Genomic DNA, 21,911 nt, shown 5'->3' on the forward strand with positions numbered 1-21,911 from the left:
AAGTGGCGGAGGGAGTTGGATTGCCGGTGGATGGGCAGGTTTATCACTTGCATCCGGTGGGGTTGGTAGGACAATTTCTGACGAGAGATGAGTGCACTTGTGGTTGTTGTTTAGATATTAAATTTTCGAGATATAGATGGGTTAGGAAGAGGAGAGGATACCCTGACATGACGTATTATGGCCCTGTATATCATGGGACTAAGAAGTTAAACAGATTTTCAGGTTGGGACGATCTGATCAGTAAGGGAAAAGCAACAAGTGATGAAAAGGCTATTGTGATTGCCATGTCGTCGAATGAAGGGGCCATGGACGCAGTTCAAGCCTGGGACTGGCAAACATTTAGTGCCGGAGCTATGCAGAAAACTGTAACTCCTGAAGGTTATGGCGAATTACCCAAGCAGATCAGTGAGTTTAAATTGGAAAATCGAGTTTTATTTAGCGAAATTTTTGCTAAGTGCGGTTGGTCCATCAGGCAAGAGTCCAATGGAGCAAGAATATATTACTCGTCAGGAGAGACGGAGAATGAAGAGATAACCGGGAATGCGCTGTATGAATTCATAAAAAAAGGATTTGGTCAAACTGATTCTGGATTTCCCAAAAAGTCAGAAGCTCTGGCTTCGATTGCGAGTGCAATGCTTCATGAAGAGTTTCAGAAAAAGCAGGTGGTTGATTTTATTGCCCGTATGAGAGTGGCTCTCTCGAAGTCACCTCTCGGTTACGCCAATCCCGTAAGTGATTTCTTCCAGTCAAGGCTCGGACGTGCTCTGGTTCTTGATCACGATGTGAATGCGCCCGCTAATGTGTCACGTAGCCTCAAGAGCGCAATTGACGTATTGCGCAGTCGCCACCCTGAATTGAGTTTAGATCCATCCCAGTGGGGAGATAGTCGCCTGAAGTACGAGGAAGAATTGATAACGATTTACGGGCCAGCTCGCAATATGAACTCTCCGAGTGAACGCTACAGTCACCTTCGTGGGTTATTATAAAGGGCGTTATAGTGAGAAGTATAATTTTGTTATTTTTGGCTGTGCTAACCTCTACTAGATTGATGGCGACCACTATCCAGGGGGGATCAGGCTTGCTCCTCTATTCGGATGGGGTTGATGGCGACTATAAGTCGCTGGTCTACAAAACAAACACTGGAAGGATTCTGCGAATATTTGATGAGGGGTTAAGTTATAACTATAATAGCAAGTATGATGCTGGTAATCTTTCTCCTGATAAAGCCTACTCGGTGGTACATTTTTCTGAAGTGGGGGAGGAGTACGAGGGGCACTCTGATACCATATATCTTTGTGCGTTTGTAAGAATGTCTGATGGTTGCGTTGTGAATGTATCAGCTGGAGAACAGTGTGGAGGAGGGTGGGGGGCTTCTAGTCTGTGGCGTAGCTCACTGAGTATTAACGGATACGATTTGACTAAAGATTTACCAACCATCGACAAGGTCTACAAGGACTACGCGTCCGGACGAAAGGATTTAATTCAAGTTTCCTCTCCAAGGGTTCTCGCGTATTTTTTAGAGGGAACGACATTTGATAATATTCTAGCTTGCGACCCTCCTCGCGAGACAAACAAAAATATATATAGTGACATGTTGACGCTGCTGGAACGTGACGGCGATGCGAGCAATTCTTTAAAGTTGAGAGCGATTATGGGTGCAACTGGAATGCTGCCTACAGGTGAAACAGTACAGACGGCTCAACCGGCAATAAAGATTGAGAGTCGCCTACCTCTTGCGCTGTCTGTATTTGATCATGGAGCAAAATATGGCCTGTTGGTGCCAAGAGGTTTTTTACGTGAGATTGAGGCGGTATACGATGACGTGCATATTGAGGATATTACCGGTGACGGGGTCGGAGAGGTGATTTTTCATTTGGCGGGAGATGGTGTTAATTCTTGCTCGAGAGTACTGCGTTACGAAAGTAGTGATCGCTCTTTAAAGGAGTTGGTTTTTAATCGGGGAGGTCTTTGTAATTTTAAGGTTAGAGGTGGCTATATTATTAGCTCTTATAAGGATGGGGCTACTTGGGTTGAAGATATTTACATTGCTGAAGGTAGGCAAGTAAATATAAAGATGTCGGATCGTTGTGTCGGGTGTGGTGAGGTAAGTCGGATAGTTTACCCTTTTGCTGGTTCACCTATAAGGTCGTTAGTGTCCGACGACATGAATTTCGAAAAACGTACCGAATTAGTCTCTACCGTGGCATCTATCCAGGCTAGGATTTTTCCTTCCCCTGCTGCGACTAAGTCTACGCAAAAATATTTAATACGAGGAGATAGAATTACCCTTTTGGGGTTTTATAGCAATGACGGTGAAGATTGGGTTGAGTTCAGGTTTTCAGGGGGCGTTACTACAGAGGGGTGGTTGAAGTGCAGTGATCTAGTCAGTTGTAAGACGTTTTAGTGTATCGACATTGTTGATTTTTAGTGCTGGCGTCCCGGGCAAAATGTTGAGGGTCGCGAGTTGGTAATGCGTTTGAGTGAACGTGCGTCCGATTTTTATGATATGGGCGCGATTGAATTCGCGCCAGTGAATGGCGAGCGTGGGCAATTATTGTTGGCAGGCACCGCTCTTAATGTCTCGAGCTGTCCGGATTGTTGGTAATGAAAGCGCTTTCGTCATGTCAGGGAGTGATTGTGAAGTAAAGGTTGCGGGTTACGACTCTTGCGATGACTTGTCTGTCTTCGTAAACCTTAGTGTGAACTAGCTAAGTATTATGAAAGATTGGGGTTTTTCGAAGCTAAGCAAATATGACCCTTTCGCAGGGCAAGTAATTGAATCGTTTCGTGAGTGGAGATAGAACATGAAAAATATCATTCGCATAGGTGACAAAACAACCAGCGGCGGCACTGTTCTATCAGGGTCCACGGTCATGATCTTCAGAGGCATTGGTGCTGCTCGCAAGGGCGACCCGGTGGACTGTCCGATTCCCGGCCATGGTCGAACAGAGATTGCCGAGGGGCACCCAACATTTCACGACCATGGCATTCCGATCGCGTTTCATGGGCATCGTTGCGCGTGTGGTTGCACCCTGATTTCGTCTCTGCCTCAAGCGAGTGCGAGCTAGTTATGCCGGTCAGACTGGATCAAGTTCCAGCACCGTCGCCACGACCCTCGCGGCCGAGGGGGTGGCTTTGGTTAGGTGTACTGCCGCTGCTGCTTTTGCTGCTCGGCGTGTGCGTGACGCTTTTGTTCGGCTCCCAGTCGTTACGCGAACATCCCGCGAGTTTCTGGGGGATGGCTTTGGGGTGGCCACTCTTTGGTTGGTGCTTACTGAGCTTCGGGCGTGTGTTGCTGTATTGCGGTCAGCAACAGGTCGCTGATGGGTGGGATAACGCGCGTGAAGAGGATTTGATCCAAAAAATACGGCGCGGTCGGCGCGTGCAGCAGGTACTGGGTGTAAGTCTACACACAGCTTTGAGAGCGCCGGATGCGTCGGTAACGACACTGCTCGGTTCCTTGCGAGGCGAGGTCAAGGCGATCACGGCCCAGCCGTCCAGGAAGGGCCAAACTGTATCGCGTCACAGCCGGATAGCAGGCGATGCGGATGACACTCCTGAGCAGGCGTTACTAAGGCTATTGAAGCAAGTGCTTGCCGATTTGGTGCCGACTCTGAAGCAACTGTCTGACGATACTCCGTTGGCATTGCTGTTGGAGGTCGATAGCGCTTTGCCGGAACACGTGTGGCAGGACCTATGGCAACAAGCATGGAGCGAATCCGGCATTCGCCAGCCCACTGTCCCTGTCGAAGGAAGTGGCCTTGCCGCACTGGACCAATGGCTTGATCAGCGGATTAGCGATCAGGCGTCTTTGTTGGTGGTGGCCCTGCAGTTTGCACCGCAGCAGCCAGAAGGAACGGCTGAAGCAGCGGTCGGGCTGCTTTTTGGCAATCGCCTGACGCAAACCGTCTTGCCCCCAATCGCCTACCTGCATCGCCCGGAGCAGGAGCGTGAGTCGACCACCGAAGCTTTGCTCTACGCCGCGCGCCAGGCGTTGGACTGGGTGCCTCTCGACGCGCAGTCGATCCAGCAAACCTGGCGAGTGGGAGTTGATGTGCGGAGGAATGAGGGGCTGAGCAACGTCTTGGCGGCCGTGCCGCTCCCTGCGAAGAACAATCAAGGATTTTACAACCTGGATACCTCGCTGGGGAACCCGGGCAAAACATCACCGTGGCTGGCGATTGCCGCCGCAACGCAGACCATTCAGAGCGGCGCCGGGCCGCAATTCATTTTCAGCGGGAGCAACTGCATTGATGCAGGGCTCTGGAGCACGGTCTTGACGCCTGTGCCATCGCTTTCGAAATAGGAACTTCGAATGCAGACTCGACTTGTTGTGTGGTTAGGAGCTTTGGTCGTCGTACTGTTGTTGATCGGTACGGTGCTGGGGGTATTGGTCTGGCAGTACCCCGAGCTGGTTGGGCTTCGCTCCGGTGGTGATCGCCAAATCGTGGGATTGTGGGTGATAGCCGTTACGACCTTGGTCCTGGTGATGTGCGTTGTGGGCTACCATTTTTTGGGGCACCGGTTGGGGCATTCGGCTTACCGGCAAGTGCAGGCGGATGATGTGCCCCGGCCTATGCTGGCTGACCATGCCAAGTCCCTTGATACAGACGCCGCGCAACGCGTTAGCTCGATTAGAAAGCAACTGCGGGCTCGTTATGGCCTCTTCTGGCGCTACAGAACCCGCCTGCAACTCGTCATCGGCGAACCCACCGAAATCGAAGCCCTCGCCCCAACCTTGACCAAGCTCTTCTGGCTGGAAGGCCAAGGCACCGTCCTGCTCTGGGGCGGCAGTGCCCAGGCGGCGTTGGATCAATCATTCTCCGAACAATGGAAAGGCCTGAGCCGCTGGCGTGCATTGGACGGCGTGGTCTGGGCACTGAACAAAACCCAAGCCGCCGACGATGCCGCGATGGGCGCGGGTGTGCATCGGTTGCAAAGCCTGGCCAAACGTCTTGGCTGGCAGTTGCCTTTGCACCTGTGGCAGGTCTGCGACAGTTCATGGCGTCAGGCGGGTCGCAAGGCACAACCGGTCGGCTGCCATTTGCCCGCGCGTTTTACGCCGGCGGTATTGGAAACCGCTCTGAATCGTTTGCTGGAACCTTTGCGCCACGAGGGCCTGGCGCAGATGAACGCGGTCATGACCCATGACTTCCTGCTGCGCCTTTCGCGGGATTTGCAGGGCGAGGGCATTGCGCGTTGGCGTCACACCTTGGCGGCCCTGGCTGGCGAGTTTGCCGCTGGGGTGCCGTTGCGTGGGGTGTGGTTCAGTCTGCCGGTGCTGCCGATCCAAAACATGCCCGAACATTTCTGGCCGGTCGATGCCGCCTGGCAGGGCGTCCTCGATGACAAGGCCCCCAGCCACCGTCGATTCGGCTGGAGTGCGCCCCGCATCGGCTACGCACTGGCCCTCGGCGTGGCGGTGCTGTGGAGCGCGGGGCTGCTGTTGTCTTTTATCAGCAACCGCGCGCAGATCGCCCAGTTACACACCTCGCTGTCAGCCTTGCAGCGCGCTTCGCAATCTGACGAACAGCTCCAGGCGCTTAACGAACTGGTCCGCGAATTAGCGCGCCTGGATGACCGCGTCCAACACGGTGCGCCGTGGTACCAGCGCTTCGGTCTGAATCAAAACCCAGCGCTGTTGGAAACGGTGTGGCCGCGCTACGTCGAGGCCAACAACCGCCTGATTCGAGATCCTGCCGCCGCCGCGCTTCGTCAGCCACTCAGTGCATTGGTCAAGCTGGCCCCGGACAACCCCGAGCGCGCCGAACGTGCTCGCGAGGCGTACGACCAGCTCAAGGCCTACCTGATGATGGCGCGTCCAGACAAAGCCGATGCCACTCTGCTGGTCAAAACCCTGGGCAACGTCGAGCCTTCCCGCACAGGGATAACGCCAGGCCTCTGGCAAACCCTGTCGCCCACGCTTTGGCAATTTTATGGCGAGCACCTGGCCGCCAACCCCGCCTGGCGCATTGAGCCCGACGCGCGGCTGGTCGCGCAGGTGCGGCAGATCCTGCTTGGCCAACTGGGCCAGCGTAATGCCGAGGCCAGCCTGTACCAGCAACTGCTCGACGACACCGCCAATCACTACCCGGCCCTGGACCTGCATCAACTGGTCGGCGACACCGATGCCTTCGCGCTGTTTTCTACCGACGCCAGCGTGCCCGGCGTCTTCACCCGCCAGGCCTGGGAGGGCCAGGTGCGCTCAGCTATCGACGAGATCGCCGACGCTCGGCGCGAGGAAATCGACTGGGTACTCAGCGACAAACCCGCCGACATCGACACCCGATTGAGCCCGGACCAGCTTCGCGAAAGGCTAACCGAGCGCTACTTCCAGGACTACGCCAGCGCCTGGCTGGACCTGCTCAACAGCCTGCGCTGGCAGCCGGCTGCGAGTCTCGACGAGTCAATCGACCAGTTGACGCTGATGAGCGATGTGCGCCAATCGCCGCTGATTGCGCTGATGAATACCGTGGCTTACCAAACCCAGGCCGGCACTCGAACCCAGGCCTTGGCCGATTCGCTGGTGACGTCCGCGCAACAGCTGATCGGCCAGGACAACGTTCCGGCGCACGAATTCAAGGGCCCGCTGGATCCGACCTTCGGCCCGCTGTTGGCACTGCTGGACAAGAACAACAACGACGGCCTGAGCCTCCAGGCATTTCTCACCCGGGTGACACGCGTGCGCCTGAAGTTGCAGCAAGTCAGCACCGCCGCCGACCCGCTGGAAATGACCCAGGCCTTGGCGCAAACCGTGTTTCAAGGCCGCCGCATCGACCTCACCGACACCCAGGCCTACGGCAGCCTACTGGCCGCCAGCCTCGGCGCGCAGTGGAGCGGGGCGGCGCAGACGCTGTTCGTGCAGCCGTTGGAACAGGCCTGGCAGCGGGTCTTGCAACCGTCCGCCGCCGGCCTGAACAGCCAGTGGCAGCGCTCCATCGTCAGCCAGTGGGACGCGGCCTTCGCCAGCCGCTACCCGTTTGCGGCCACGGCCAGCGACGCCTCGTTACCGATGCTGGGGCAGATGATCCGCGCGGATTCGGGGCGCATCGAGCAGTTTCTACAGCGGCAATTGAGCGGTGTGTTGCGCAAGGAAGGCAGCCAGTGGGTCGCCGATCCGCGCCACAGCCAAGGGTTGCGTTTCAACCCGCAGTTTCTCAGCGCCATCAATCAGCTCAGTGACCTTGCCGATGTGCTCTACACCGACGGCGGCATGGGGCTGAGCTTCGAGCTGCAAGGCAAAGCCGTGCGCGATGTGGTGCAGACCACCTTCATCCACAACGGCGAGCGGCACCAGTACTTCAACCAGAAGGAAAGCTGGCAGCGCTTCAACTGGCCGGGCCACAGCGACTACCCCGGCGTGAGCCTGAGCTGGACCAGCGTGCGGGCCGGCGAGCGCTTGTTCGGCGACTACCCCGGCACCTGGGGCCTGATCCGCTGGCTGGAAAACGCCCAGGTCACGCCGTTGGACGATGGTCACAGCCGTTATCGCCTGCTGCTCAAGGCGCCGGATGGCTTGAGCCTGACCTGGCACCTGCGCACGGAGTTGGATGCAGGGCCGTTGGCGTTGCTCAGGTTGAGGGGCTTCAAGTTGCCGCCGCAGATATTTCTCAACGAGCACGACCCCCAAGCAGCCTTTGCACAAAATGGAAGTTCCCAATGAGCCTGCGCACCTTGATCACCCGCTGCCTCGGCACCCGCGATGCACTCTGCGTCGCCCACGAACAGGCCGACCACTGGCAACCCTGGCTGCAACCCATCAGCGCCAATTTTCCCGTCGGCGAAGACCCCGGTTACGACGATGACTTCCAGCGCATGCGCGAAGAGGTCAGCAAGCTCTCCGGTGCCGATGCCGAGCAGGTCGCCCACCTGGCGCAGAAGCTGCTCATCCACACCTGTAAGGACTTGCGCGTCGCCACTTACTACCTGTGGGCGCGCTTGCACAAAGACGGCGAAGTCGGTTTGGTCGATGGATTGAGCCTGCTGGCCGCGCTGGTGGAGCGCTTTGCCGACGCTGTGCTGCCCACACGCCCCAACAGCCGCAAGATGGCCCTGGAATGGTTGGCCAGCAGCAAGGTGCTGGACACACTGCTGCTGTACCCGGAGGTGGTCAAGGCCGAAGCCGAGCGCACCGCTGCGGCGCTTGCCTGGCTTGAGCGTGGGTTGAATACGTGGCCTCAGGCGCAGCGGCCGAACCTGGAACCGCTGTATGCGGCCTTGTCCGCGCGGCTGGCACAGTCCGGCGGGATGGAGGCACTGGTGCCGCAGAACACCGCCAGCCACGAGTCGTCCGTGCAAGCCAGCACATCACCCATCACGCCGATCAAATCCGGGCGCGACCTGCTGGACAGCGGTCGGGCCTTGGCCGGTTACCTGCGCGAGCAACCCTTGGGATGGCTGGCGGCGCACCGTCTGATGAAGAGCCTGCGCTGGGACACGGTGCATCAGGCGCCGCCGCAAGAGGCGAACAACCATACGCGTCTGGCACCGCCAAGGGGGGAGTATCGGGCGCAGCTCAAGCGTTTGTACCTGCAACAGAACTGGACGGAGTTGATCGACCAGGTCGAGCGGATCTATGCCGAAGGGGTGAACCATTTCTGGTTGGACCTGCAGTGGTACCTGTATCAGGCCTTGAGCAAACAGCCTGCGCCCCAGGACCGCTGGGCCGATATTGCCAAGCGTGATTTGGGCATGTTCCTCGAACGCCTGCCTGGGTTGGAGGTGTTGTGTTGGAGCGACGGTAGCCCCTTCGCTGACGAAACTACCCGCGAGTGGATTGCCCAGCACGTCAGCGGTAACCAACCCCCGCAATGGTTGCCTGCCACGTCGGTGGCTGCTGCGGCAGACGAAGGCGACGTCCTGTCGCTGGAAGGCGAGGCCATCGCCCAGGCGGACAGCGACGGCGTGGATCAGGCGTTCGCCTGGCTGGCCGCACGCCCCGGTGTCCACACCGGTCGCCAACGCTGGTTGCTGCGCCTGTTGATGGCGCGGGTGGCCGAACAGTATGGCAAGAGCGACCTGGCCATCCACCTGCTCGGGGAGTTGGATGCCACCGCGCAACGCCAGGCCTTGGCTGAATGGGAGCCCGAGCTGAATTTCGAGGTCAAGGCGCGCCTGCTCAAGCTCTTGCGTGTGAAAGCCCAGCGCAACGACGCCGACAAACCCACCCTGGCGCGGCGCATGGAAGCCTTGCTGGCGGCACTGGTGGCCATCGACCCGGTACGCGCCGCAGTGCTCTGCGGCTAACCCTCATACACCAGGAGTTTTTTTGTGAGCATGGACAATCTGACGCTGCACTACTTCGACGCCGAAATGCGCTACCTGCGCGAGGCCGGCAAGGAGTTCGCAGAGGCGTTCCCCGACCGGGCCGCACAGCTCAACCTCGACAAGCCAGGCGCGCAGGATCCGTATGTGGAGCGCCTGTTCGAAGGCTTTGCGTTCCTGATGGGCCGCTTGCGGGAGAAACTCGACGATGACCTGCCGGAGCTGACCGAAGGGCTGGTCAGCCTGCTATGGCCGCATTACCTGCGCACCATTCCGTCGCTGTCGGTGGTCGAGCTGGTGCCGGAACTGGCGCAGATGAAAAGCAGCGAGTTGATCGCCCAGGGTTTTGAAGTGCTGTCGCAACCCGTCGGGCCCCAACGTACCCGTTGCCGCTACACCACCACCCAGGACCTGACCCTGCGGCCGTTGGCGCTGATCGCGGTCGGGCGGGGCTTTGAGCCGGGTGGTCGCTCAGTGTTGCGTCTGCGCTTTGCCTGCGGTGCGTTGACCGACTGGAGCGAGATCGACCTCAGCCGCCTGCCTCTGTACCTGAATGCTGATGGCCCCCTGGCCAGTGCACTGCATCAGGCGCTGACCCTCAACACCCTGGCGTTGTATGTGCGCTGGGACGGCCAAACCGAACGCCAGCCATTCACCGGGCATTTTGCGCCCAAGGGGTTTGCTGAAGAAGACCGGCTGTGGCCCAAGGGCGACAGCGCCTTCAGCGGTTATCAGCTACTGCTGGAGTATTTCAGCTTCCGCGAAAAATTCATGTTCGTGACCCTGTGTGGTTTGGAGCACTTGCAGCTTGCCCCCGGCACTGACTGGTTTGAGCTTGAGGTGGTGCTGCGTGAACCCTGGCCCTCTACCTTCGACCTGAACAGCGAGCACATCCGCCTGCACGCCGTGCCGGTGATCAACCTGTTCCCGCTGGAGGCCGACCCGATGACTTTGGCGCCGTTGCAAACCGACTACCTGCTGCGTCCCATGCGCTTGCAGGACGGCCATCTGGAGATCTATTCAGTGGACCGCGTGACCGCGTCGAGAAACGGCGAGCGCCAGGACTACGTGCCGTTCACCAGCTTTCGCCACAAGGGCGGCATGCTGCGTGATGAGGCTCCGGAACGCTACTTCCATACGCGTCTGAAGCGCGCGGCGAATGGCCTGCATGACACCTGGTTGATCCTGGGGGGCGAGGGCTTCGACAAAGACCGCCTGCTTGCGCAGGAAAACCTGTCGCTGCGCCTGACCGGTACTCACGGTCAGTTACCGCGCAAGGCGCTGCAAAGCACGATGCTCGATACGGTGGTGCAGTCCACTCAAGCCGCTTTGCGTGTGCGCAACCTGTGCGCGCCGACCTTGCCCTGCTACCCGCCGAACCGCGACCGTTTTCACTGGCGGGTACTCAGCCACCTGGGGTCGAACTTCCTGCCAATGCTGGGTAGCGCCGAGGTGCTGAGAGGGACGCTCGCGCTCTATGACTGGACTGGCAGTGAGCTGAATCGTCGTCGCTTGGCCGCGATTGTCGAGGTCCGGCATCACCTGGTTCAGCGTTTCGAAAAAGGCTTTTTGCTGCGCGGGGTAGATATCGAAATCACCCTGGATGCCCATGGTTTTTCGGGGGAGGGCGACATCAGCCTGTTCGGCGAAATGCTTAACCGTTTCTTTGCCCTGTATGCCGACATTCATGTGTACACCCAGCTCACGCTGATCCTTCAACCTACTGGAAAGTGCCTGCGATGGAACGAGAACCACAGTCAGCGTATTCCCGGCTGAAAGCCGTCGGTTTGCTGGATACCCTGCAGCCGCAAGTGGCCGAGGCCAATCTGTACCGGTTTTGTCAGTTGTTGGAACACGCATTGCCAGGGCATCCGCCTTTGGGCAGCACTGCGCACCCCGCCGATGATTCCGTGCGCTTTCGGCCCGATCCGGGCATGGGGTTTCCTGCCAGCGAGTTGAAGGCGATCGAAACCGATGAGGCTCGCCCGGAGCGTCCAGCGACGGTACGCACCCGCTTGCTCGGTTTGTACGGGGTCGACTCGCCGATGCCGACGGTGTTTCTGGATGACATCGCGCAACGTCGGGAAGGGCATGCAGCGTTGGAAGCGTTCCTGGATATGTTCAATCACCGGATTTTCACTCAGCTTTACCGGATCTGGCGCAAGTACTCCTACCCGGCAACGTTCGAAGCCGGTGGCACCGATGCGACTTCGCAATGCCTGTTGGGCCTGATCGGCCTGGGCATTCCTGGTACTGCCCAGCAGGTTGCCACGCCAGTCTCGCGCTTTCTGGCCTTGCTCAGCGTAATGCGCCTGCCCACGCGGAATGCGCAAGGCATCGTCGCGCTGGTCAAGCTCCTTGCCCCCAACACCCGGGCACAGGTGACCCCACATTGGCCGCAGAACATTGTGCTGAGTGAGCCAGCCAGCCTTTCCCGCGAACACCCTGTGAGTGTGTCTCAAGGCACACCGCTGGGCAGCGTCGGCCGTGATGCCACCAGCCAGTTGCGCCTGATGCTCCATACCGAAGACCCCCAGGAGGCGCGTGCCTGGCTGCCTGAAGGCGAGTTGCACGGCGATCTGCTGGTGCTGCTGCGCGTCTACCTGGGGTGGCGTTGCACGGCGAAACTGCAGTTGTCACTACCGCTGCCCAGCCTGCCCGTGCCGGTGTTGGGGCATGCGCCCATCCGGCTCGGTATGACCGCTGTTCTCGGTTTGGGGCGCGATGCCTGGCGGGTGACGGAGCACGACACCCTCACGATCAACCTGGGCCGCTACCAAGGTCTTTTGATTAATCCCCACAACAGGGAGACACAGCATGTGGCGTACCGTTTTTAATCTCGTGATACTCGCGGCTTTTGCACTGCCATTGGGCGCGTGTGGGCTGGCCCAAACCGTGGCGGATGGCACGGCATCCACCGCCAGGGCGATCTTCTACAAACAGGTCAAAACCCTGCATCTGGATTTCAGTGCGCGCTCGGCATTGAACACCCATGCCTCCGATATGAGTGCCTTGTCGGTGCCGACCTTGATACGGGTTTACCAACTGCGCGACAACCAGGCGATGGCGCGGGCCACTTACGACGGGTTGCTCGGCGACGACGACGGTTTGCTGACGGGGGCGTTGCTGGACAAGCGATCGCTGGTGGTGAAACCCGAGGAGGGCGCGCAACTGAACGTGCCCATGGACAAGGAGGCGAAGTTCGTCTCGGTGGTGGCTTTGTTCCGCAGCCCCGATACCGGGCTGAACACCTGGCGCCTGACGTTGATGCGTGACGACTTGGACCCTGATCGCGCGCGGGTGGTCGAGCTGGGGGATAACCGCTTGAGCCTGCGCCCCTTGGAGAAGGACTGAGTCATGACCGAGTGCGGCCCCTCGCTCTACGAAATGCTGCTGCAAAATTTTGACGGTGAACTCGAGCTGCACTGCGTCAGCGAGCAGGACCAGTACGCCCTGTCGGTGCTGGACAACTTACAGCGCATCCTTAACAGCCGCGCAGGCGCGCTCAGCCATCTGCCGGACTACGGGTTGCCGGACATGGGCTTGATCCTGCAAGGCTTGCCTGCCACGGCCCATGGGCTGATTGGGACCATGACCGCCACCTTGCTCAAGTACGAACCACGCCTGGCGGCGGTTTCCATCGCACTGCTGCCCCAGGCACTGCCGGGGCATCTGGACTATGCCCTGGACCTGCAACTGAAGGACGGGCAGCACGTGAACTTCGGCACCACCCTGGCGCCCGAAGGCAAGGTGCTGGTACGCCATCTGAAGCGACAGCAATACCTGTCGAAACCTTGAACCGAGTACGGAAGGGAAGCCCGATGACGGCGTTGTTTGAGATGCGTATTCAGGTCGGCGGCGATCCGCGCGGCTTCAGTGAGTTCACGGCCGTGCGCGATGAATTGGCCAAGCTCAGCCATCCCGCCTGCCCGGATGTGGACTGGGTCAAGGTGGAACAAGGGTGCCTTGCGCTGTTCCAGCAAAACGGCGCAGACCTGCAAACCGCCTGCTGTTACACCTTGGCACGCGGCCAGCGTCACGGGCCGGAGGGCATCACGGAAGGTATGGCGTTGATTGAGGCGCTTGGCGCTGAGTGGTCGCGGCTGTGGCCGCCGATGGTGTCGGTGCGCCTGGACTTGCTGGCATGGTTGTTCGACCAACTTCAACTGCTGCTGCGCAGCAGGGGGATGACGGCCCACAGTGTGCCCGCGCTGGTTCAATTGGACCTCGTGCTGGCCCGTTTGCAAGCGCGGTTGCTGGCTCAGATAGCCAGCCCTTTGTTAACGCTGCGGGGCCTGCGCGGTCAGGTCGGCAGCCTGATCCAGCGTCTGGAGCAGTGCCAGGTGTCGAGTGAAGCGGCGTTGGCGCCCCTCAGGGGCATCGCGCCGGCGTTGTTGACCCCTGTCGTGCTCCTGCCACCCCCCGAACGGGTACCGCGTCGGCAGCGCATGGCCCCGTGGCTGCCCGTCGCAGGACTTGTCGTCGCCTTGGTGGCGGCGCTAGGTGGGTGGACGTGGCTGGCGAAACCAGAGCGTGAACCCTTCATGCCCCAGCCGGTGCGGCTGGACAGTCTGGCATTGTTCGATGCCGGCAGCGCAACGCTCAAAACGGGGTCAACCAAAGTGCTGATCAATGCCTTGGTGGGTATCAAGGCCCAGCCAGGCTGGCTGATCGTTATCGCCGGCCATACCGATTCGACCGGAGCTGTGGAGCAGAACCTGGCCCTGTCCCACGCCAGAGCTTCAGCCGTAAGGGGCTGGATGCAGCGCATGGGCGATATCGCTGACAGCTGCTTTGCCGTGCAGGGTTTCGCGGCGAGTCAGCCGATTGCCAGCAATGAGACAGAGGCCGGACGTAGCGCCAATCGGCGCGTTGATATTCACCTGATGCCGCAGGTGGGCGCCTGTGAAGAGGGGGCGTTGGTGTTGGAGTAACGTGAACGGCCGCTGCCCGCTGTGCTGACCCCCACGACGGTCGTGGGGACCCTCGCTCGTACATGGCGCAAGAGTGCCCCCTCAACTCACGGCCGCCCCTTCCTGCGTCGCATACATCCACCGCAACAACGAATGCCGACCGCTGATACCCAGCTTGACCGACGCGCGCTTGAGGTAGCTCTCGATGGTGTTGACCTTCAGCGCCAGCTGTTCCGCCAGTTCCGGCGCGGTGCGCCCGGCCAGCAGGCCGACGCACACTTCCAGCTCGCGCTTGGACAGGTTCAGCCCCGATTGCACCAGGCGTTCTTCGATGCGTCGGCGCAGGGTGTCGAGGCCGTGGTTTTGCGCTACGACCGGGTCGCTGACAGTGCGGCAAGGCTGGATGGCGTTGATGTGTTTTTCCACCATGGGCAGCAGCAAGGTGGAGAAGTCTTGCAGCAGGCTGCGTTCCTGAGCGGAAAAACACGCTGACGGGGGCGAGCGGTACACCGACAGTACGTAGCGCATATCGTCCTTGCGCCGCGTGAGGTGCAGTTGGGCGGCGGGTGGTTCGGCGCTGCCGGCGGTCACCGAGTCGGTATATACCGGGCTGATCTTGCGCCGGGTATGGCCTTCGGGGCTGACCTGCAGTTGCGTGATATGGGTGGCGTCCACGGCCAGTTGGGTGAGGATCAGGTCATGCAGCATGCGCGGGAAATGGCGGCTGCCGGTGCTGGCGATGACCTTGCCGATATGGGGGAACAGGTGTGCGTTCATCAACTCATCCATGAAAAGTGCGGGTATTCGGCCTTATCGCGACGGGGGGGCAAGGTGCTGGCCAATGCGAATAACCCACAGTGAAAATCCCGCCCGCCGGAAAACCTATGCTAGTACAGGCCCGGCTCGGCATGGGGATCCAATCCGCGAAAGCGCGATGCAATTGCCTCAACGGCGGTCGGACTGGGCCGGCCACCGTTGTGGGAACGCTTAACCCCAGGCGTTGGCGTTATTTCAGCGCCGGTTCAGCCGTCCGGGTGTGACGGGGCGCGATACGCATGCACTGGGCCAGGGCCTGCCGAACGTCCGCGAGCAGGTCGGCGACGTCCTCCAGGCCTACCGATAAACGCACCAGGCCCTCACTGATGCCGTGCTGTGCGCGTTCTTCCGGGGTGTAGGTGGAGTGGGTCATGCTCGCCGGGTGCTGGGCCAGGGATTCGGCGTCACCCAGGCTGACGGCGCGGGTGAACAACTGAAGCGCGTTCATGAAGCGCCGGCCGGTGTCGATACCGCCCTTGAGTTCGAAGGCAATCATTCCGCCGGACTGGCGCATTTGCCGGGCCGCCAATTCGTACTGCGGGAAAGAGCGCAACCCAGGGTAAGTCACCCATGCCACGGCGGGGTGCGCCTGCAAGGCCTCGGCCACGGCCTGGGCGTTGCTGCAATGGCGATCCATGCGCAGCGCCAGGGTCTTGAGGCCGCGCATCAGCAGCGCCGCGTCCTGGGGTGACATGACCGCGCCGGTCAGGTCCTTGAGCCCTTGCAGGCGAATACGATGCGCCAGGGCCTGGTTGCTCACCGCAATGCCAGCAGTGATATCGCCATGCCCGCTGAGGTACTTGGTGGCCGAATGCACCACCACGTCGGCACCGAGGTCCAGGGGGCGTTGCAGGTAAGGCGTGCAGTAGGTGTTGTCGACCACCACGGTGATGTTGGGCTGCTGATGGGCCAGCGCGGCGATGGCGGCGATGTCCACCAGTTGCAAAGTGGGGTTGGCGGGGGTTTCGCAGTAGATCATGCGCGTGGCCGGGGACAGCGCGGCTTGCAGCGCGGCCAGGTCGGTGAGGTCGACATGGCGCACCTTGATACCGAACTCGCTGATGCCATGGTGCAGCAGGGCGTAGGTGCAACCGTACACGGTCTGGCTGACGATCACCTCGTCGCCGGGGCGCAGCAGGGTCCAGAAGGTCGCGGCAATCGCGCCCATGCCAGAGCTGAACGCTATCGCGGCTTCGCCGTTTTCCAGGGTGGCCATGCGCGACTCCAGCAAGGCCAGGGTCGGGTTGGAAATGCGGGTGTAGAAGTGGCCGCTTTCTTCCCCGGCAAAACAGGCCGCGCCGTATTCCGCGGTGGGAAAGGCAAAGGTTGCAGACAGGTAGATCGGCGGCACCAGCGCGCCATGGTGGTCCTGGGGGTCGTAACCGTGGTGGATGGCACGGGTGGAAAAGCCGAAGGCAGGATGTTTATTGTTCATGTCTGGCGCTCCTTATTTCCTACAATGCTATGCTCATAACCACAGCCGAACTTTGCAAAGTTTGCTGATAAATCCCGGGTTATGGGACGAAACATCCATAAAAATAATGATCAGAGGCACGTTATGCCCGTCAGTCTGGACCGCACCGACAAAGCCCTTTTAAACGCGTTGCAAGGCAATGCCCGCCTGACCGTGGCCGAACTGGCCGACCGCGTCGCGCTCACCACTTCGCCGTGCTGGCGCCGGGTCCGACACCTGGAAGAGAGCGGGGTGATCAGCGGCTACCAGGCGATCCTGTCGCCCAAGGCCCTGGGCTATGGCGTAACGGCGTTTGTCAGCATCATGATGGAGAGCCACACCCAGGAAATCGCCCGCGCCTTCGAGCAGCGGCTGTTGGCGATACCGGAAATCGTGGCGTGCCATAACGTGTCGGGGCGTTATGACTTCCTGTTGGAGGTGGTGGCCAAAGACCTGGAGTCATTCGGCGAGTTCGCGCGGGAAGTGTTACAGACGCTGCCCTGCGTGAAGGAGATTTACTCGAGCTTTTCCTACAAATCGGTGCGGCCGCTGCGCGTGATGCCGTTGCCGGGGTAGTGCTTTTTTTTGGGGGAGGGGGGGGGCAAGCCCGCTCGCCACAAAAATGTGGTCACTTAGGAAGAGATTTTAATCCTTAATAATCAATAGATTATTTATGTTTGATAAGGGCGGCCTGCTCCCACAATTGGTCACCTGATCTTCTGCGCAATTGGATATTTTTCCCGACCACGGCGGTGACTAACCTAGCCACCAATCCTCACCGCCCTGGAGTTCCATCATGCAAACCCGTACCGATTTCTACACCGCCTCCCCGGACGCCATGAAAGCCATGCGCGCCCTGGAAGCTGCCGTCGGCAAACTGTCCATCGAGCTGCCGCTGCTGGAGCTGGTGCGCCTGCGTGTTTCCCAGATCAACGGCTGCGCATTCTGCCTGGACATGCACACCGCCGATGCGCGCAAGGGCGGTGAAACCGAACGGCGCCTGTACACCTTGTCGGCCTGGCGTGAAACGCCGTTCTTCACCCCGCGTGAGCGCGCCGCCCTGGCCTGGGCCGAAAGCCTGACCCTGCTCAGCCAGACCCATGCCCCTGACGAAGACTACAACGCGCTGGCCGCCGAATTCAGCGCTCAGGAACAGGTCGACCTGAGCGTGGCGATCTCCACGATCAACAGCTGGAACCGCCTGGCCGTCGGCTTTCGCAAGATGCCCAAGTAAGGCCTCAGCCTGATTTGAAATAGCCGCGCGGCGTGGTACCGGTCATACCCTTGAAAAAGGCGATCAACGCGCTGTCGCTGGCAAAGCCCAGTTCAAAGGCGCAATAACCCACGCTGCGCCCGCTGGCGAGCAGCTCAATGACGCGCATCAAGCGCCACTGCTGGCGCCATTGCTGGTACCCCAGGCCGGTTTCCCGTAGGAAAATCCGGCCGATGGTCTTGGTGCTGGCGCCAATCTGTTTTTCCAGGTCTTGCAAGGTTGGCGGCAATCGTTCGAGTTGGGTCAGCAAGGGTGCCAGGCGCTTATCCCGAGGCAAGGGCAGGAGCATGGGTTGCTCGACCGCCTGCTGGATTTCATCCAGGCACAGTGCCAACAGATGCGCGTAGCGGCCGCTGTGCCAATCGGTGTCGAAGGGCGCCATGGCCATCGGTTCCAGCACTGCACGCAACAACGCACTCACTTCAATCACCCGCACCTGCGTCGGCAAGCGAGCTGCCAGTGCCGGGCTCAAATACACCGAACGGTAATCGACGGTCTTGTGCATCACTGCGCGATGCGGCACCGCGCAAGGTATCCACGCTGCGCGGGTCGGTGGTAACAGGCACAGTTGATTGTCCAGGGTGATGCGGGTGCAGCCCTGCTGGGTGAACAGCAACTGCCCGCGCTGGTGCTGGTGCAGTCCAGAGTCGTGGTCACCGAGCAGGGCGGCGATGCCAATGACAGGCGGCCGATAGTGATCCGGGTCGAAAGCTGTGTCAGCGGCGAGCCAAGCCATGGGGTTGTCCGATTTAATGGGTAATTTGTCGAAGTTCAGATAATAACCCAGGTCCATCTACGTAAAATCTTCCCGTTGTTTTCCCCGGAAGAACTTGTCGATGAACGATCAAAACCTACGGGTGCTGGCCGTGGCCTTGCTGATGTTTGCGCAACTGGCGCAAACCCTGTACAGCCCAGCGCTTGGCGATATTGGCCAGGCCTTCGCGGTGGGGCCTGAGCGGGCAGGGCAGACCCTGTCGGTGTATTTTCTGGGGTTTGCGTTCGGCGTAGTGGTATGGGGCCGGCTCTGTGATCGCTGGGGGCGACGTCCAGTCATGTTGACCGGGCTGGCGATGTTTATTGCGGCCACGCTGCTGGCCTTGAGAGTGAATACGTTCAACGGGTTGCTGCTGGCCCAGGCCATGGCGGCGTTTGGTGCGGCGGTCGGCTCGGTGGCGACGCAGACAGTGCTGCGCGATCGTTTCCACGGTGCCCGGTTGGCCCAGGTGTTTTCCGTGATGGGCATTGCCCTGGCGGCCAGCCCGGCGCTTGGCCTGTTCACGGGGGCGAGCCTGGTGCAGCACTTCGGCTACCGCGGCATGCTCGCGGGGCTGTTGCTGCTGGCGGGGGTATTGTGGGGCGCATGCCTGTGGACCTTGCCCGAGACGCGCCCTGCATCGTTGCCATCGGCGTCGCTGGGCGGGACCTTTGGCCTGATGCTTCGGGACGTTGGCATATGGCGGTCCGTCGGGTTGGTGGCAGCGTTCAATATCGCACTGTTCGCCTATTACAGCGTGGGGCCGTTTATCTTCTCGCGATTGGGATTGTCTGCTGCCGCGTTCGGTGACAGCGGCGTGCTGCTGGCGTTGGGGTCAGGGCTTGGGGCGTGGCTGAATAAAGGGCTGCTCAAGCGTGGGATGAATGGCGAGCAATTGGTGCTGGCTGCTGCCGCAGTGGCACTGCTGGGTGGGGTGGGGGTATTGATGCTGCAAGAAAGCTGGCTGTTCGTATGGCCAATGCTGCTGGTGGTGCTGGCGTTTGGCATGGCGATCCCCAACGTACTGGGCATGGCGCTGCTGGGGTATCGCGACCGCCTGGGCACCGCCGCCGCTGTGTTTGGTTTGCTGTATTACCTGGCGATTGGCGCCGGGCTGAGCCTGGTAACGTGGGCGCAGGACCTGGGTTGGAGCCTGTTGGCCTGCGGTCTGGCGGCACTGTGGTTGGCCATGCCACGTAGGATCAGAAGTTCACCGTAGCACTCAGGCGCGCCGTCAGCGGCGCGCCCTGGAACAGGTAGTCATCGCCCATGTACTCGCCTGCGTCGCGCCAGTAGCGCTTGTCGAACAGGTTGTCGACGCTCAGGCGAAACACGGTTTCATACCCGTCGACGCGGGTGCTGTAGCGGCTGCCGACGTTGACCACCGCGTAATCCCCGACTTCGACATTGCCGGTGCGATTGGCGTACTTCTTGGCGCTGTATTGCACGCCGCCGAGCAGCGCCAGGCCATTGACCCATGGCAACGCATAATCGGCGTACACACTGGCGCGCAGCTTGGGCACGTTGATCGCCTGGTGGTCTTCGTAGGCCGCTGTGCCGCTGCCGCTGACCCGTGCACGAATCGCCGCCACGCTGGTTGCGATCTGCAAGCGCTCGGTCGCCCAGCCGTTGGCCGACAATTCCACGCCGGTGTTCTTCTGCTCGCCCTGTTGCACATAGGTGAAGGCCCCGGCGTCATCCGGCTTGGCGTACTGGTAGGCCTGGCGCGTCTGGAAGACGGCGGCGGCGAAGCTGATGCGGCGCCAGTCGTATTTCACCCCGGCTTCGATCTGCCGCGACACGGTCGGCGCCAGGGTTTCGCCCGGGTTGGTCGCAAACCACGGCGCCGTGCCGCCCAGGGACAAGCCCTTGCTGTAGGTGGTGTACAGCGAAATGTCTTCCACCGGTTTGTAGATCAGCGACGCCTGGGGCAGGAACACGTATTGCTGGGTATGGCGCGCCGGGTCGCCATTGTCGTCGAAGGCTTTTTCATCCAGGCGCACTTCGCGACCGCCGAGGATGGTTTGCCAGTGCTCATTGAAGCGGAGGCGGTCGGTGACGAACACGCCGTACTGGCGGCTGTCGAGGTTGCGATGGCGGGCGTTCAACGGTTTGTCGGTGGGCGGGAAGCTCGGCGCATCCTCGTCGATATTGGTCGTGCCGATGTACTCGTTGACGGACTTACGCTTGTCGATCACCCGGCGAAATGCGCTGGTGCCGAAGGTCAGTTCATGGCCGATGCCCGCGGTGTCGAACATGCCGGTCATCGCCGCCTGGACTTCATCGTCACGGCGGGTGTCGTCGGGGCTGCGGTAGTCGTAGACGTCGTAGTTGCCTTCGGGGGTGAAATAGTTACCGAGGCCGGTCGTGGCACCGCCCCACGCAAACGAACTGTAGTCATCAATCACCACTTTGCTGCGCGCCGCGCTGACACTGCCTTTCCACTGGTCGCTGAAGCGGTACTCGAACGTGCCGTTGAGGTTCAACGAATCGATGCCGACCTGCTTGGAACCGGTTTGATGACCCAGCAGTTTTTTCGGCGAGGCGTCGTGGGGCACTTGCGTACCGCCGAGCAATTGATAGCCCGGCACCGAGCGTTGTTGCTTGTTCTGGTACTCCGCATCCAGTTGCAGCACGGCGTCGGGGCTGATGTTCCAGTCGAAGGCCAGGGACACAAAATCCCGCTGGCCGTCGGCATGCTCCACGTAGGAGTTGAGGTCTTCATGGGCGACGTTGGCGCGCAGGCCCAATTGCTGCTCGCTGCCAAACCAGCCGCCGACATCGGTGGCGAGATAGCCGCTGCCGCGATCGTCGGTGGAGACCGTCACCGAGCGTACGTCTTCCGGGCGCTTGGTCACGTAGTTGATCACGCCGCTGGGCTCGGAAATCCCACTTTGCAGGCCGGCCAGGCCCTTGAGCACTTCCACTTGCTGCTTGTTTTCCAGGGCGACGTTCTGTTCGCCGGTGATGGTGCGCCCATTGATCTTGTAGCTGCTCGCGGCATTCAGCGAGAAGCCGCGCACCACGAAGTTTTCGTAATAGCCGATCGGCGCATAGCTGTCGCCCACCGAGGCATCGTTGCGTAGCACTTCACTGAGCAGGCGGGCTTGCTGGTCCTTGATCAGCGCGGCGTTGATCACCGTGATCGAGGCCGGGGTGTCCAGTAGCGGTGCGTCATTGAAGCCGCCGACGGCGGCAGTTTCACTGCGATAACCGGACTCGTCCTGGCCCTGGACGTTCACCGCCGGCAGTTCGATCTCCGCCGCCAGGCTGTTGCCAATACCGCCGCTGAGCAGCAAGCCGAGGGCGAAGCGGGAAGTGACGACGGGGCGAAAACGCAAAACCATGGGGCAGGGCCTTAGAAGCGCGGGGCGAGGGGCGCATAAGCTAGGCATAACGGCGCGGTTTTACAAGCGTTCAGGCCGGGCGCGGGGGGAG

The 21,911-nt window shown here is 60.3% G+C and carries 17 protein-coding genes and 1 pseudogene; 14 read left to right on the plus strand and 4 right to left on the minus strand.

Annotation, left to right across the window (positions count from 1 at the left end; translation table 11 throughout):
* From ACODSV_RS31835 to ACODSV_RS31885, 11 genes and pseudogenes are all read left to right on the plus strand, one after another.
* Positions 1-986 (plus strand): annotated as a pseudogene (locus ACODSV_RS31835) (hypothetical protein); the annotation flags it as partial.
* 92 nt (positions 987-1,078) lie between these two features.
* Positions 1,079-2,404: a hypothetical protein gene (locus ACODSV_RS31840; RefSeq protein ID WP_150055371.1), complete on the plus strand. Its 1,326-nt coding sequence runs from the start codon at positions 1,079-1,081 to the stop codon at positions 2,402-2,404.
* A gap of 400 nt (positions 2,405-2,804) precedes the next feature.
* Entirely contained in the window at positions 2,805-3,068 is a 264-nt protein-coding gene (locus tag ACODSV_RS31845) for a PAAR domain-containing protein (RefSeq protein ID WP_150055370.1), read from the plus strand.
* 113 nt (positions 3,069-3,181) lie between these two features.
* A complete protein-coding gene (locus ACODSV_RS31850; RefSeq protein ID WP_223817871.1) occupies positions 3,182-4,306 on the plus strand; it encodes a hypothetical protein in 1,125 nt (374 codons plus the stop codon).
* A gap of 9 nt (positions 4,307-4,315) precedes the next feature.
* The gene (locus ACODSV_RS31855; RefSeq protein ID WP_190300976.1) at positions 4,316-7,663 is read left to right on the plus strand and encodes an ImcF-related family protein; all 3,348 of its coding nucleotides are present in this window, start codon (positions 4,316-4,318) and stop codon (positions 7,661-7,663) included.
* Positions 7,660-9,246, plus strand: a complete 1,587-nt coding sequence (tssA, locus tag ACODSV_RS31860; protein ID WP_150055369.1) for a type VI secretion system protein TssA — start codon at positions 7,660-7,662, stop codon at positions 9,244-9,246. The genes ACODSV_RS31855 and tssA overlap by 4 nt, the downstream gene beginning before the upstream one ends.
* A 24-nt stretch (positions 9,247-9,270) precedes the next feature.
* A complete protein-coding gene (tssF, locus tag ACODSV_RS31865) occupies positions 9,271-11,040 on the plus strand; it encodes a type VI secretion system baseplate subunit TssF (protein ID WP_150055368.1) in 1,770 nt (589 codons plus the stop codon).
* Complete coding sequence (gene tssG, locus ACODSV_RS31870) at positions 11,004-12,101, plus strand: type VI secretion system baseplate subunit TssG (RefSeq protein WP_150055367.1); 1,098 nt, start codon at positions 11,004-11,006, stop codon at positions 12,099-12,101. The genes tssF and tssG overlap by 37 nt, the downstream gene beginning before the upstream one ends.
* A complete protein-coding gene (gene tssJ, locus ACODSV_RS31875) occupies positions 12,082-12,618 on the plus strand; it encodes a type VI secretion system lipoprotein TssJ (RefSeq protein WP_150095428.1) in 537 nt (178 codons plus the stop codon). Before tssG ends, tssJ begins: the two co-directional genes overlap by 20 nt.
* Before the next feature lie 3 nt (positions 12,619-12,621).
* Positions 12,622-13,062: a type VI secretion system baseplate subunit TssE gene (gene tssE, locus ACODSV_RS31880; protein WP_150055365.1), complete on the plus strand. Its 441-nt coding sequence runs from the start codon at positions 12,622-12,624 to the stop codon at positions 13,060-13,062.
* Positions 13,063-13,085: 23 nt separating this feature from the next.
* Positions 13,086-14,198, plus strand: a complete 1,113-nt coding sequence (locus ACODSV_RS31885; RefSeq protein ID WP_150095429.1) for an OmpA family protein — start codon at positions 13,086-13,088, stop codon at positions 14,196-14,198.
* Positions 14,199-14,279: 81 nt separating this feature from the next.
* Here ACODSV_RS31885 and ACODSV_RS31890 read toward each other — a convergent pair whose 3' ends face one another.
* Positions 14,280-14,954, minus strand: a complete 675-nt coding sequence (locus ACODSV_RS31890) for a helix-turn-helix transcriptional regulator (protein WP_024076045.1) — start codon at positions 14,952-14,954, stop codon at positions 14,280-14,282.
* 229 nt (positions 14,955-15,183) lie between these two features.
* Positions 15,184-16,428, minus strand: coding sequence for a methionine gamma-lyase (locus tag ACODSV_RS31895; RefSeq protein ID WP_024076044.1), 1,245 nt, complete (start codon positions 16,426-16,428; stop codon positions 15,184-15,186).
* 123 nt (positions 16,429-16,551) lie between these two features.
* Between ACODSV_RS31895 and ACODSV_RS31900 the strand changes: the two genes are divergently transcribed.
* Together ACODSV_RS31900 and ACODSV_RS31905 are read left to right on the plus strand one after the other, a co-directional pair.
* Positions 16,552-17,022: an Lrp/AsnC family transcriptional regulator gene (locus ACODSV_RS31900; protein WP_069075795.1), complete on the plus strand. Its 471-nt coding sequence runs from the start codon at positions 16,552-16,554 to the stop codon at positions 17,020-17,022.
* Between the two features lie 220 nt (positions 17,023-17,242).
* A complete protein-coding gene (locus ACODSV_RS31905; RefSeq protein ID WP_024076042.1) occupies positions 17,243-17,680 on the plus strand; it encodes a carboxymuconolactone decarboxylase family protein in 438 nt (145 codons plus the stop codon).
* Between the two features lie 4 nt (positions 17,681-17,684).
* Here ACODSV_RS31905 and ACODSV_RS31910 read toward each other — a convergent pair whose 3' ends face one another.
* Positions 17,685-18,455, minus strand: a complete 771-nt coding sequence (locus ACODSV_RS31910; RefSeq protein ID WP_150056433.1) for an AraC family transcriptional regulator — start codon at positions 18,453-18,455, stop codon at positions 17,685-17,687.
* Between the two features lie 100 nt (positions 18,456-18,555).
* On the opposite strand from ACODSV_RS31910, the gene ACODSV_RS31915 reads away from it, so the two are divergent.
* Positions 18,556-19,692, plus strand: a complete 1,137-nt coding sequence (locus ACODSV_RS31915) for an MFS transporter (RefSeq protein WP_150095366.1) — start codon at positions 18,556-18,558, stop codon at positions 19,690-19,692.
* On the opposite strand, the gene ACODSV_RS31920 is transcribed toward ACODSV_RS31915, so the two are convergent.
* Positions 19,676-21,820 (minus strand): TonB-dependent siderophore receptor, encoded by a 2,145-nt coding sequence (locus tag ACODSV_RS31920; RefSeq protein WP_454843578.1) that lies wholly within the window; start codon positions 21,818-21,820, stop codon positions 19,676-19,678. The genes ACODSV_RS31915 and ACODSV_RS31920 overlap by 17 nt on opposite strands.
* Positions 21,821-21,911 lie beyond the last annotated feature (91 nt).

The sequence above is a fragment of the Pseudomonas sp. FG86 genome (assembly GCF_057808775.1).